Source organism: Canibacter zhuwentaonis, from assembly GCF_018531145.1.
In the GTDB taxonomy this organism is placed as follows: Bacteria; Actinomycetota; Actinomycetes; order Actinomycetales; family Microbacteriaceae; genus Canibacter; species Canibacter zhuwentaonis.
In genome coordinates this window covers 25,368-39,493 of record NZ_JAHDSZ010000011.1, presented here as the reverse complement: position 1 = coordinate 39,493, position 14,126 = coordinate 25,368, and the positions used below count along the sequence as shown (strand labels likewise).

Below are 14,126 nucleotides of genomic sequence, written 5' to 3'. Positions count from 1 at the left end.
TTTTGATAACTACAGCGGTGTAATTATTAGGCACGGAATTTTAGAAATCACATCCGCGTCGAGCACCAGAAAGGAATCACTATGCTCAACCAAATCGGAGCTCAGATCCCAAATGACTGGTACGTTGATCCGCTACAACTGGGCGTTTTAGGCACTCCCGATGCCGATGAGGGCGCGCTGAGCTGGCAACAGCGTGCGCTCTGCGCAGAAACCGACCCGGAAGCGTTCTTCCCAGAAAAAGGCGGCTCGACAAGAGAGGCTAAAAAGATTTGCCAGCAGTGCGAGGTGCGCGCTGAATGCCTGGAATATGCGCTGCAAAGCGACGAGCGTTTTGGTATCTGGGGTGGATTATCAGAGCGCGAACGGCGCAAACTCAAAAAATCTCGGGCAGCATAGCCGCACCGACTTCCCGCTTGTTCCTAAGCAAACACGGGCTCTGCCAACATTTTTTAATCGTTTGCGCGTATTCTAGTAGACAGTATGCGTACCTCAGTAACTGCAATAGTTGTCACAAAAACAGGCGAGTGGCTCGACACAACCCTAGAATCATTGCGCGCACAAACTTTGAAACCAGACCGCGTGGTCACTGTTGTGCGAGAAAATAGCCCCGAGCTTGCCCAGAAACTAAAGCAGGCGGGGGTCACAAAAGTCGTCGCCGTACCGGCCTCGACGGCGTACGGATTCGCCATTGCAATTGCTGAGCGCCTAACCCCTCCCGCAACAGAATTACTAACAACAAAGAGCGGATCAGAGCGCCACGCGAGCAACCTCACTGGTCCCGCATTTAGCGGCACTCCCCTACTCGCGGGCGATACGGGCACAGCAACGTACGCAGCAGATGCAACAGCCGAGATTTCAGAGTGGCTGTGGCTTTTAACCGAGGATGCCGCGCCCGAACCCAAGGCTCTGCAGGAGCTGCTCCAGTCGGTTTTGCGCGCACCATCGGTCGCAATCGCCGGTCCCAAACTTATTAACTGGGATCACCCGGAGCGCATTGTTGAGCTCGGGCAGAGCCTTACCAAACACGGCTCGCGCTGGCTGCTGCGCAACCAAGAGCTCGATCAGGAGCAGTACGACCATCTGCAGGACACGCTCGGGGTTGGCCCGATCGGAATGCTTGTAAAGCGCGAGGTCTGGCAGGAACTTGAGGGGTTCGACCCCGCCCTCACAGTTTACGACGATGGCTTAGATTTAAGCGTGAGAGCACGCCTTGCCGGGCATCGCGTAATTGTTTCGCCGCGCGCTAGAATCCGGGTTGCGATGAGCGGTATCGCAGGGCCGCGCCTCGGTCTCAGCCGTAAAATTGCACGGCGCAACCACACCGCCGCGCGCAGCGCACAGATTCATCGCAGACTCACATATATACCCGCAATTTTCGCGTTTTGCTACTGGCTGCTACTGCCGGTGACAGCTGTTTTTCGCCTGTTTTGGGCGCTGTTGCGCGAGCAACCGGGGTACATTCCCGGCGAGCTGGCAACAGCTTTTGGAGCATTCTTCAGACCCGGCAGAGTTTTTGCCGCGCGCAGACGCCTAAAGCGCAACAATATCACGGGCTGGGGCGCAATAGATCCGCTGCGCACCGACCCTAAAACAGTGCACACAGCACGCCTTATCGACCGCGAGGCGCTGCTCGAGGCGCAGGGACGCAAACGCAAAAACCTACACTTTATTTCAACCGGCGGGCTGGGCGTGCTACTCTTTAGCATTGTTGCGGCGGCAATTTTAACCTGGTGGCTGTACGACAAGCAGTCGTTGGGTGGCGGATCCGCACCCCTGAGCGACTTTGAAAACCTGTGGGCAAACACCCGCATTGTCGACGGTGTGCCTGCCGATCCGTTCACCTGGGTGCTCGCGATTCTCGGCTCGATCACTTTCTGGAAACCGGGGCTGGCGCTGGTGATATTTCTTGCGGCCTCAATTCCGCTCACCACGCTTGGCGGGTGGATCTGGGGCGCGCAGTTCACAAGCACGCCCGCGGGTAGGGCGCTTGCAGGAATAGCCTGGTCGCTCAGCCCGGTTGTGCTCGGCTCGATCGATCACGGGCGTATTCAAACCGTGATTTTAGCGACACTTTTGCCGTGGGTTTTAATTGCCGCAACCCGCGCGCATGAAAGCTGGGCATGGACGGGCACGGCATCGCTGCTCAGCGCGGTTGTGCTCGCGTGCGCGCCAGTGCTGATTCCATTTGCCGCGCTTATGCTGGTAATCGGGCTGCTGCTGCATCCGCGACGCATAGCACAGATTTTTGCAACCGCAATTGCGCCAGCCGTGATGTTTGCGCCGATTATCGTACACGCGATAGTTGTGCGCGATCCGCTCGCAATTCTGCGCGATCCCGGCATTACACAGCCATACGCACCGGCATCGCTACCGCACCTGCTGCTCGGATTCCCAGAATTCGGGCTCGAAAGCTGGGGCGTTTTGCTCGAACGGATCGGCCTCACCACAATTCCCGCAACCCTGATTGTAGGGCTGATGCTGCTGCCACTCGCCGGGTTGGCATTGCTCGGCGTGTTTGCGGGCAAGATTCACATCACAGTGTTTTCAGCTCTGCTCGGCGGTACGGGCATGGTGACGGCGATTTTTAGCTCCGGCACAAGCCTCACCGCGTCAGGGCCCGATAGCGTCAATCTCTGGACCGGCTCGGGGCTTGCGCTCTACTGGATCGCCATTATTACCCTGGCAGCTAGCGGACTCACCCTGCTGCACAGATCAGCTCTCCTGTTTGCGACGATCGCGCTCATTATGAACCTGGTAGCAGTGGCTCCGCTGCTCGCCAACCTCGCAACAGGACAGAGTCAGGCACGGCAGAGCCCAACACCGATCCCGTCAATTGTACAGGCTGCCGGAACGCAGAACCCAAACCTGCAGACACTGCGCCTAACTGCAACGAACAATCAATCTATCCGCGCGGAAATTATTACCGGGGCGGGACTGCGCCTCGACCAGATTCGCACCGCGCAGGCGTCCGTGTCAAACAAGCGCAGCGCGCAAATCGCGCACGTTACCGGTGCTCTGGCAAGCCCCGGGTCACCCGAGCTGGCGCAGGCGCTAACCGACGCGGGAATTAGCTACGTGCTGCTGAGCAATGCCGGGAACCCCAGCGAAAGAGCCGAACTGCAGGCGATTCTTGACGAGCACAGCGTGCTCGCCGCCGCCGGTTCAACCACAGCGGGCAGTCTCTGGCGCGTTACCAGCAATAACCCGGCTGCAGTGGATGCTGCGGCAAATGCTGTTGCCAACGCTGAAACCGCGAGCTTCACGCGCACCCTGTTCAACCTCGCAAAACTGCCCTTGACGGCGCAGACCGTATGGGCTTTCCAAGCAATAATGTTGATCGCGGTATTCTTGCTCGCGCTGCCAACCGGTGAGGTCACAGAACAGGCACCAAGACGCCGCAAAAACAAGCGCAACAAGCCCGTGACGGACACCAACGCCGCTGAGCTGCTGCAAAACCAGAGGCGCAAAAAGCGCCTGCTCGCCAGCAAGCGCGCCGCGCACAAAAAAAATACGCAAACAGCTTGGCCAGAAAACCGAAAGCACCTCACAAACCCGGGAGACAGTAATGACTAGCAGAGCCAGAGCGACTATTTACACCGGGCGCGCGCTAACCGGCACGGTTGTGAGCGCGGTTGCAGTTGCCGGGATTATCGCCGCAACGACCATTAGCGCACAGTATCCGCAGCAGCAGGTGCGGGGCATCCCGGTCGATATTTCCGGCACAACAAACACGCGCATCGCCTGCTCTGGCGGATTTGCGGAGCTGGGCACGAACCCCAGCGACCTGACAGCGTCATCCGCTCACAGCGGGCAAGAAGTGAGCGCGACCCGCACCGATGCCATTGCGCTGGAACGCAGCAACGGCGAGGCAGCAAGCTACGCCACGGCTTTTAGAGCGCCCGGCAGCACCAAACTCGCCGCCGCACAAACACAGACGCTCGCAACCGAGCAACTGCGCGGCGTGGCAGCTCACAGTTGCACCGCGCCCGCCACAGACCAGTGGATCGTCGGCGGCAAAACAGAGCTCAACTCGAACGCAACTCTAACGCTCTCGAACCCGGGCGATAAAGACGCGGCGGTGTCAATCCGCGCATATAACAGCACCGGTGAAATCACGGGCACAAAAGCCGTCGGCGCGCTAGTGCCAGCAAAGCAGTCGCGCACCATCTCTGTCAATGGTATTGCCCCCAATTCGCCAGAACTCGCACTGCGTGTGCAGGCCAATGGCGCGGCGGTGAGCGCGGTGCTGGGCGTTGCGGAGACGCACGATATTCGTCCGCAGGGCATCGACACGATCACCGCGCAGGGTCTCGGCGACAGAGTGCTCACGCTGCCGAACGTGCGCAACAACTACGACAGCGGCAATAACGACGCGGCCGCTGGTGACAGCAGTATTCTGGCGCAGGTGATGGCGTTGCAGGCGGACGGGCACGCCACTGTTTACGCCGTTAGCGCCGCTGGCACAAAAACCGAGGTTGGCAAGCTCAAGCTCGAGCAGAAAAAGCTCACTCCGCTTAAAATAGAGCCCTGGAAAGATGAATACGCGGCGCTGCAAATAGCTGCGGACACCCCGATTGTCGGCGCTGCCGTAGGCAACAGTTTTCAAACCGGCAACGCCGACATGGTTTGGTTCACACCATCACCGCCACTTAGCGGCGAGCACTACGCGGCAATTGTGTCAGGCGGATCGCTAACCGTGCAAGCAGGTAACGCGCCGAGCGAAGTAACTGTAAAACCGTTGGGCAGCAGCGCTGCGCAGACTGTGAAACTTAAAGCAAACGAGATTAAAAAAGTAGCTCTTAGCGTCAACACCGTAAGCATTAAGAGCGATGCCCTAGTTTACGCAGCCGTCACAATTTTCACACCCGCAGGAGGTGCGGCATACCCTGTAACAACTGTGCCGTCACACAGATCGCAGGTTTTGGTTTACACTAATTAAAACACTTTATACTTTAGGGAAAGAATCATTATGAGCGCTCACATCCTCGTTGTCGATGATGACGCTGATTTAGCAGAAATGCTCGGTTTAACCCTCAGCTCTGAGTGTTACACAACCACCTTTGCAGCCGACGGCGACAGCGCAATCAAAGCGTTCCACGAAGAGCGCCCGGATCTAATCCTGCTCGACGTGATGCTTCCGGGCATCGACGGCATTGAGGTTTGTAAAATCGTGCGCGAAGAATCGGGCGTGCCAATAATCATGCTCACAGCCCGCACCGACACCGAAGATGTTGTGCGCGGGCTGGAAGCAGGAGCTGATGACTACGTCGTAAAGCCGTTCGATCCTGCGGAGTTAAAAGCACGTATGCGGGCGCGGTTGCGAGAACCACAGATTGACGAGAGCGCACCGATCCGCATTGGTGATCTGCGGATCGATCTGACAAAGCACGAAGTTAAACGCGGCAGTGAGATGATCCGCTTAACCCCGCTCGAGTTTGACCTACTGGTTGTGCTCGCGCGCAACCCGCAACAGACGTTCAGTCGCGATATGCTACTCGAGCAGGTTTGGGGCTATATTTACAAGGCAGATACTCGGCTTGTAAATGTGCATGTGCAGCGGTTGCGCTCAAAAATCGAACTCGACCCGGACAAGCCACAGCTTGTGCTGACAGTGCGCGGGGTTGGTTACCGCGCCGGTAAACTGGTTAATTAGCGCGCTATGCAGGCAGATCGCAGGTGGCTGGCGCGGCGCGAAGATTCTCAAAACCTGGGCGCACAAAACAATTTTTTGTCGCGCCTAAAATACAAGCTGGAATCTGTGACCCGCCCGTTCGCCAGAGCAATTGTTCCGGCGCTGAAACCGTTTACAACAAGGTGGCGGCAGTCGCTGCCGTTTCGAGTTGTGACGGTTAATGTGCTCGTTGCAACCGCGCTGATTCTGCTGATCGGCGGTAGCACGGTAACAACCATTTCCAATGATCTGGCAGAACGCAGTCGCAATCACGCCCTCAACGACAGCGCGCGCGCAACAATCGCCGCGCAACAGGTGATTAACTCTGCAGCCGCTAGCGATCGTAGCACCCTCAGCACCCTGATGCTGCAGGTGCGCAGCGCTATCCGCGACACCTCCGCAAGCTCGCTAATCTACGTGCGCCGCCAGCCCGGACAGCCGCCCTCAACCGACGCGCCGCTCGATTTTCGCACCGGACCGGGCGTTATGGAGGCCGTTACAAAAGAGCTCAGCAGCTCGATTGCGACCGGCAATCTACCACAGATTTGGCAGCACGTCACGCTCGATAAAGCCAACGATTCGTTCGGCAATAAAATCCCCGCGATTATAGCCGCAACATCGCTGCATTTTCCCGGCAGCGCTGGCACCTACGACCTTTTTATCGCCTACGACCTCGACCCAACCGCGAGCGCGGTTAAAACCATTTCACGCGCGCTGCTGGGATCTGGCGCGGCAATTGTTGCCCTGATCGCGCTGTTATCCTGGCTGATGATAGCCAAAGTGACCCGCCCGATCCGCGATGCTGCCGAGGTCACCAGGCAGATTGCAGCGGGCGTACACAGCGCTAGAATGCGACAGCATGGCGATAAAACGCTCGATGTGCTGAGCGCCAATTTTAATGAGATGGCCGACACGCTGAATATGCGCATCACCGAGCTGAACACGCTCTCTACAATGCAGCAACACTTTGTTTCTGATGTTTCACACGAGCTACGCACCCCGCTCACAACGATCAGGCTCGCCAGCGATGTGCTTGTTAATAACAAGCATCACCAGAAGCTCGATCCACAGCGCCAGCGCGCCACCAAAGTGCTGTCTGATCAGGTAAAACGCTTTGAGTCTCTGCTCACAGACCTGCTCGAAATATCACGCTACGACGCCGGGCGTGTGCAGCTGAGCATCGAACCAACGTCGCTGACAAGCCTCACCCGCGAAGTGATCGAGAGCCTGCAGCCGCTGTCAAATTCACTGATTGAGTTTCGCCCGCGCGGCGCGTACGCGAGCATTGACATCGACCCGCGGCGAATCCGCCGAATTCTCACCAATCTTATTGGCAACGCAATCGAGCACGGCGAAAACAAGCCGATTATTGTGACCACCGACTCTAATAACTGCGCTGTTGCGGTGACTGTGCGCGACTACGGCACGGGCATGACCGAGGAGCAAACACAGCGCGTTTTTGATAGGTTCTGGCGAGCGGATTCATCGCGCAAACGCACGCTCGGAGGCACCGGCTTGGGGCTTGCGATCGCGAAAGAGGACGCTAGCGTGCATGGCGGATCAATTGACGTGTGGGCGCTGCCCGGCAAGGGCAGTAGTTTCAGGCTGACACTGCCGCTAGATCCCGCGCAGGAAAGAGTCGTTTCGCCGCTGCCGCGCGAACCGGATGATGCCCCGGGAGCAGCCAACAGCGCAGCTGAGCTCACAGCCGGAGCGCCCGAGTTGCCCGAGCCGGGCGCTGCTCGCAAGAGAGCAAGCAAAAAAACGGCAGCTTGCATGAGCACGAGCAAATCCGGTCTACCCTGCAACGACCCGAACAGCGGAGAAAAGCGATGAAACGCAGCATTTTTGCGACAGTTTGCGCGTTTTTCATGCTGGCAAGCCTATCCGCCTGCCAAACAATCCCCGAGCACAGCAAGGTTATGCCTGGGCTCAGCAAGCTCTCCCAGGCAGAACAGCAGGTGTTATTTAACCCGTCCGGTCCGCTTCCCAATGCCTCGCAGGAAGAAATAGTGCGCGGCTTCTTGGAAGCCGCAGCCGCCGCCAATAGCAACTACGAAATTGCGCGCGAATATTTGACCCCACAGTATCAGAACAGCTGGCAGCCCGTGGGTGTAATTGTTGACGAGAACACCCGCTCTTTCTCGCAGATTAGCGACAGAGTGACGAAAATAACGACCTCGGCGATCGCGATTTTAAGCGCGGCCGGTGAGCTAGTGCACCAGCAGCCGCAGGCGCAAAACGTGGATTTGCGCTTCGAGCTGGAGCGCTACGATGACGAGTGGCGCATCTCCAGCGCCCCGGCAAATCTGGTGCTCGACTACTCGACCTTCACCGCAGTGTGGTCTAAACGCAGCCTCGCCTTTGTTGACGCTGCGGGCAGCATCGTGCCAGACACGCGGTGGGTGCTGAACGGATCCGGGTCGGTCACAGAAACGATCGAACATATGCTGCGCGGCCCCGCCACGAGGCTGCAAGATGTTGTGCAGTCAGCTTTTGGTGCCGGTGTACGGCTGACCGCGCCGGTTAAAGTGCATAACGGCAGGGCTTATATTCAAGTCTCCGAAGATTTTGCGGACGCGCCCGAGAGCGACATGAGCATCACGCGCGCGCAACTGGCTAAAACCCTGAGCAATTTCGACTACATCAGCAATTTTGTGCTCAGCTCTAACGGACGCAAAATAACGCAGGGAAAAATTGCCAAGCAGCAGGCATCAACAACGAGCACGCCCGCCTACGCGCTAACCGCGGAGCGCATTTTGTCGTTTGACGCAACCGCCGCCACCGAGATTCTGGCGCTCTACCCGACTCTTAACAAGCTAAATCCGTCTGACATCACGCTCCTTCCCAGAACCACTGCGAACGCGGAAAAACTGACACCGCAAATGGCAGTGCTGCACAATGGCGCAGTTTCGCTGGTGAGCGCGGATCGCGTCACAACCCTCTCAAACCAGCATAACAACCTGGCACCAAGCGTCGATAAATGGGCTTATATCTGGACCGGCACTTTTGACGGCGCAAAAACCGTGCGCGCGTACACCGCCAATAAAGACGAACTGCAGCTAGATTTGCCGGCAAATATTGCACATACCAGGCTAAAATCGGTGCGGATCGCGCCCGACGGCAGCCAGCTGGCGCTTTTGGTGCAGAACGGCAACAGCAGTAGCGTGTACCTGGCGGGGGTTGTGAGGGCGGCAAACGGTACTCCCCTGCGTCTAACTACTGAGGCTCATTTAACCCTCAACGCGCCCGGCACCGCGCTCGATCTTGACTGGCTCACCGACGGTAAACTAGCGCTTTTAACTCACTCTGGCGATATTTCAGTAACAACAGTCGGTGGCAACGGCAGTTTCGGCAATGAGCTCACCAGAGCGCCCAGTGGACGCTCGCTGGCGGGTAGCACCGCCGCGGATGTGCGCGTGCTAAACGCTGAGGGCGAGGTGTTTTCGCAGCGCGAATCGCTAGTTTGGAATCAGATCGCCAGTGGTGTGCGAGTGCTGATTAAGAATAATTAGCTTGTTTTGCTGGGCACTCAGACGCTGTTACATTTTGCGGGCGCTGTTAACTTCCCTGGACGTTTTGGGTTTTGTGCGCGTTACTGCGTTTCGCGGACGCTGCCGTGTTTTACGCGAGGATTCCCAGGGCGAGGTTATTGCCTTCAACATGCGTAACTTCGCTCACTTTTCAACAGCCACACTCAAAATCCCCGCCGCGCGGCAGCAGCAAGCCATACTGTAAATATGCAAGAAATAGCAGCACGTACTCTCGCCCCGAGCTGTCTAAAAGCGGTGCGCGCGCATCCGCTGCACGAGTTTCTGGCGGATCTACAAAGCCTGGTGTTACCGTGCAGGTGTCTTGGCTGCGGACGTTTTGACCGGCTTTTTTGCGTTCCCTGCACGAATGCAGTGCGGGCTTTAACGCGGTTTATGCCCCTTGAAACAACCCTGGCACAACCACTTGCGCTGCCGGTTTTCAGCGCGGGGGCGTACGCCTCACCCGGCAAAGACGCGCTGATCGGAATTAAGCACGAAGATATGCCCGGGCTTGCAAAAGTGTTGCGCCCTGTTTTTGAGCACACAATCGAGACGACCCTCTGCGAGCTGCGGCGGCGTAACGCTCTTACTAGCGATGCGCGGGTGCTGTTTGTCCCGCTGCCCTCGCGCGCCAGCAAAGTGAGACAGCGCGGTTTTGATCATCTTTCTTTGCTGCTGCGCGACAATCGTTTCACACGCAAAAGAACCGTGCGAGCACTGCGCGCAGGGGGTGCGCGCAGCAGCCAGGTGGGGCTGGATCACGAAGCGCGGCTGGTCAACTCGCGCCGTCTAAAAGTGACCCCGGCAAAATTAGAACTGCTGCGCCATCAGCATATCCGGGTTGTGCTCGTTGATGACGTGTGCACAAGCGGCGCAACTCTCACCGCAGCCGCACAGATTTTAGCCACGCACGGGGTTTCTGTCAGCTGCGCAGTAACCCTATTTAGGGTTGAGATTAGAGACAGCACTGTGTAGCAGTTCCGCTCTAGCATAACTTTCACAGTTGCATATACCTTTTACATTGATATACTTTAACTTTAAGACCGCCCTATGGCGCAGCACATTACATAACGCATCGGGATATAAATGGCATCAGTTATCGAAAAGTTACTTCGTATTGGCGAGGGTCGCACTCTCAAGAAGCTTGAGCGGCTCGCGCAGCAGGTGACGGATCTTGCAGAACACTTTGCAGATCTTAGCGACGAAGAATTACGCGAAGAGACTACGGATTTCAAGGCGCGCCTTGCTGCGGGCGAAACTCTCGACGATCTCCTGCCAGAAGCCTTTGCCGCCGTGCGCGAAGCCGCAAAGCGCACTATTGGTTTAACCCCGTATCCCGTGCAGATTATGGGTGGCGCTAATCTGCACCTCGGCAATATTTCAGAGATGAAAACCGGCGAGGGTAAAACCCTTGTTGCAACTATGCCGGCGTATCTCAACGCGCTGGCGGGGCGCGGCGTACACATCGTAACCGTAAACGACTTCCTTGCGCAGTATCAGAGCGATCTGATGGGTAGGGTATTCCGCGCGCTGGGCATGACAACCGGCTGCATCGTATCCAACCAGGATTCATCCCTGCGCCGCGAGCAGTACAGCGCAGATATTACATACGGCACAAATAATGAGTTTGGCTTTGACTACCTGCGCGATAACATGGCGTCGAGCAGTGCTGAGCGCGTGCAGCGCGACCACTATTTCGCAATCATTGACGAGGTTGATTCGATTCTGATTGACGAGGCGCGCACCCCGTTAATAATTTCAGGTCCTGCATCCGGCGATGCTAACCGCTGGTTCAATGATTTTGCGAAGATCGCACAGACGCTAGTGCCAGGAGTTGACTACGAGGTGGACGAGAAAAAACGCACCGTTGGCGTGCTTGAAAGCGGCATCGCAAAGGTTGAAGACTACCTGGGCATAACGAACCTATACGAGTCGGTTAATACTCCGCTTATTTCTTTCCTCAACAACTCAATCAAGGCACGCGCACTGTTTACGCGCGACAAAGACTATGTTGTGCTTGACGGTGAAGTGCTGATTGTTGATGAACACACCGGTCGTATTCTCGCAGGTCGCCGCTACAACGAGGGTATGCATCAGGCCATTGAGGCTAAAGAGGGCGTGCAGGTTAAAGCTGAGAACCAGATGCTCGCAACCGTAACCCTGCAGAACTACTTCCGCCTGTACGAGAAGCTGTCAGGCATGACCGGCACAGCTGAAACCGAGGCTGCGGAGTTTATGAGCACCTACAAGCTCGGGGTTGTCCCAATCCCGACAAACCGCAAAATGCAGCGCATTGACAGATCCGATCTTGTTTACAAGAACGAGCAGATTAAGTTTGACGCGATTGTTGACGATATAGTTGCGCGCAACAAAAAAGGGCAGCCTGTGCTTGTTGGCACAACCAGCGTTGAAAAGAGTGAGTACCTGTCACGCCTGCTAGCAAAACGGGGTGTGCGTCACGAAGTGCTGAATGCCAAGAACCACGCTCGCGAGGCTGCAATCGTGGCACAGGCTGGGCGCTTCGGGGCCGTTACTGTGGCAACCAACATGGCTGGCCGCGGCACCGACATTATGCTCGGCGGCAACGCTGAGTTCCTTGCAGTGCAGGAAATGAGCGCGCGCGGGCTATCAACAGAAGAAAACTCGGAAGAGTACGAAAATACCTGGCCCGAAGTTTTTGCGCAGGTCAAAGAAACGGTTGCCGCCGAAGCTAAAAAGGTTATTGAGGTTGGCGGATTATACGTGCTCGGCACAGAACGCCACGAATCACGCCGCATCGACAACCAGCTGCGCGGTCGCTCTGGCAGGCAGGGAGATCCCGGCGAAAGCCGTTTCTACCTGTCACTAACCGACAGTCTAATGCGCCTATTTAACGCTGGCGCGACACAGGCTCTACTGAGCCGCTCCGGCATTCCAGATGATGCCGTGATTGAAAACAAGATGGTTTCACGTGCGATCCAGTCTGCGCAGGCTCAGGTTGAGTCTCGCAACGCGGAAACTCGCAAAAATGTTTTGAAATATGACGATGTGCTAAACCGTCAGCGGCACGCTATATACGGTGACCGCCAGCAAATTCTTGAGGGCGAAGATATTCAAAACCGTGTCGATCAGTTCCGCGAGGACACGATCAGCGCGATTATTGACACGCACCAAAACTCCAGCGGACTGTGGGATTATGACGCACTCTGGGCGGATCTGAAACAGATCTACCCCGTTGGCATAACCGTTGAAGAACTACTCGAAGAGGCAGAAGATCTGCTTCACAAAAACGGCAAAGCGTATTTGGCTCGCGAGCTAGTCAGTGACGCTGAGGTGGCATACCAGCAGCGCGAAGCGGAGCTCGGCGAAAAAGCTATGCGCGAGCTAGAGCGCCGCGTTGTGCTCGCCACGATCGACCGCCGCTGGCGTGATCACCTCTACGAGATGGAGTACCTAAAAGAGGGCATCGGGTTGCGGGCTATGGCGCAGCGCGATCCGCTCGTAGAATACCAGCGCGAGGGGTACGAGCTGTTCCAAACTATGATGGGACAGATCAAAGAGGAGTCTTTAAGTATGTTACACAACATCCAGGTGCAGGTGCAGCAGACGACCGACGGTCTTGCAGAATCGGTGCAGCTGACAGGTGGCGGACTTGACGAGCAAACAGGTCCGGATACTTCAAAGCTCAGCTACACCGCACCGGATGAAGACGGTGAAGCTAGAGTTGTGGCTTCTGCGAGCACTAAAAAAGCGAAGCCTAAAAACGGCAAGAAATCTAAGAAAGGCGGCAATCCTGCCGCAAACAGCAAAACCAGAACCACCGCAAGCGAGCACGCTGCAGCGCAGCAAGCCGCCACGCAAAAATCTAAAAAGGGTGGCGGCGCGTTCGGGTTATAACCCCAGTTTTTTAAGCGCTTAACAGAGTTTGAAAGGAAAACATGAACCTTAAAGATAAAAACTTAACCAAAAATGAAAAGCGGGCACAGGCTCGTGAGCAGGCGCGGGTCGCTCGCGAGGCGAGCGTCAAGCGCGAGAAGCGCAAGCGCTTTTTAATAAAAGGTTCGGTGGTGCTAGGTGTTATCGCTGTGCTCACAACCGTGGCTCTAGTTGTCACCTTCTCTTTGCAGCCGGGCGCTATCGCAGCTCCTCAAAACATGGCTACTGGCGGAACTATATTCACTAAAGATTTGAAGGTTAAAGAAACCGGTAAGCTCAACGAGGATGGCACTTTTAAGGCAACCGAGTTTGATGCCAGCAAACGCCCGGTTTCGGTTAGAGTGTTTGCCGATTTTATGTGCCCTGTCTGCGGCAGTTTTGAGAGCACATACGGCAAAATGCTTGAGCAGTACACCGGCTCTGGAGATATTGAAATGGAGTTCTACGTTCTAAACTTCCTTGACAGTTTTTCCTCAGGCACAAAATACTCATCACGCTCCGCTAACGCATTTGCCTGCGTAGTTAACGAACAACCAGATAAAGCTTACGCTTATCAGAAAAAACTTTTGGAGGTGCAGCCTAAAGAAGGCACAGCCGGTCTAACCGATCAGCAACTACTAGACTACGCGATCGAGATCGGAACTGAGAAAACTCCTGAACTTTTGGACTGCATTAACAAGCGCACCTTTGTTAACTTTATTGACAAAGCAACAAAGCAGGTTTTGCAGGAGGGCGTGCTCGGTCTTGCTGAAGGTGAGGTGCTTACCGTACCTCGCGGAGAGCCACGACCTGCTGATCAGCCGCAGCGTATAAGCTCTACTCCAACGGTAATTGTTAACGGCAAGCAGTGGATTCAGCAGCGCGACGGCGATCTTGAACAGTATCTGCTCAAGATTTTGCAGAAGCTAGATTCCTCAGAGCAGGAATAGAGCCCAGCTCACCGGCTGACTATAGTCTGCGGTGCTCGCAAAACTGTAGTTTAGGTTTTGCGAGCACCGCGGTTTTAA

The 14,126-nt window shown here is 56.1% G+C and carries 9 protein-coding genes; all 9 read left to right on the top strand.

Annotated features, from left to right (window positions below):
• Window positions 1-81: 81 nt before the first annotated feature.
• The 9 genes from KJY78_RS05490 (at window position 82) to KJY78_RS05450 (ending at window position 14,048) form a co-directional block, all read left to right on the top strand.
• Window positions 82-396: a WhiB family transcriptional regulator gene (locus tag KJY78_RS05490; protein WP_214337604.1), complete on the top strand. Its 315-nt coding sequence runs from the start codon at window positions 82-84 to the stop codon at window positions 394-396.
• A gap of 84 nt (window positions 397-480) precedes the next feature.
• Window positions 481-3,573 carry a glycosyltransferase gene (locus tag KJY78_RS05485; RefSeq protein ID WP_214337603.1) on the top strand — a complete coding sequence of 1,031 codons (3,093 nt, stop codon included), beginning with the start codon at window positions 481-483 and terminating at the stop codon, window positions 3,571-3,573.
• Window positions 3,566-4,939 (top strand): DUF5719 family protein, encoded by a 1,374-nt coding sequence (locus KJY78_RS05480; RefSeq protein WP_214337602.1) that lies wholly within the window; start codon window positions 3,566-3,568, stop codon window positions 4,937-4,939. Before KJY78_RS05485 ends, KJY78_RS05480 begins: the two co-directional genes overlap by 8 nt.
• A 30-nt stretch (window positions 4,940-4,969) precedes the next feature.
• Window positions 4,970-5,653 (top strand): MtrAB system response regulator MtrA, encoded by a 684-nt coding sequence (gene mtrA / locus KJY78_RS05475; protein WP_214337601.1) that lies wholly within the window; start codon window positions 4,970-4,972, stop codon window positions 5,651-5,653.
• A gap of 6 nt (window positions 5,654-5,659) precedes the next feature.
• The gene (mtrB, locus tag KJY78_RS05470; protein WP_214337600.1) at window positions 5,660-7,507 is read left to right on the top strand and encodes an MtrAB system histidine kinase MtrB; all 1,848 of its coding nucleotides are present in this window, start codon (window positions 5,660-5,662) and stop codon (window positions 7,505-7,507) included.
• The gene (locus KJY78_RS05465; RefSeq protein ID WP_214337599.1) at window positions 7,504-9,186 is read left to right on the top strand and encodes an LpqB family beta-propeller domain-containing protein; all 1,683 of its coding nucleotides are present in this window, start codon (window positions 7,504-7,506) and stop codon (window positions 9,184-9,186) included. Before mtrB ends, KJY78_RS05465 begins: the two co-directional genes overlap by 4 nt.
• 225 nt (window positions 9,187-9,411) lie before the next feature.
• Window positions 9,412-10,179 carry a ComF family protein gene (locus tag KJY78_RS05460; RefSeq protein ID WP_214337598.1) on the top strand — a complete coding sequence of 256 codons (768 nt, stop codon included), beginning with the start codon at window positions 9,412-9,414 and terminating at the stop codon, window positions 10,177-10,179.
• Between the two features lie 111 nt (window positions 10,180-10,290).
• Window positions 10,291-13,080, top strand: a complete 2,790-nt coding sequence (gene secA / locus KJY78_RS05455; protein WP_214337597.1) for a preprotein translocase subunit SecA — start codon at window positions 10,291-10,293, stop codon at window positions 13,078-13,080.
• A gap of 41 nt (window positions 13,081-13,121) precedes the next feature.
• Window positions 13,122-14,048 carry a DsbA family protein gene (locus KJY78_RS05450; RefSeq protein ID WP_214337596.1) on the top strand — a complete coding sequence of 309 codons (927 nt, stop codon included), beginning with the start codon at window positions 13,122-13,124 and terminating at the stop codon, window positions 14,046-14,048.
• The last annotated feature ends 78 nt before the right edge of the window (window positions 14,049-14,126 follow it).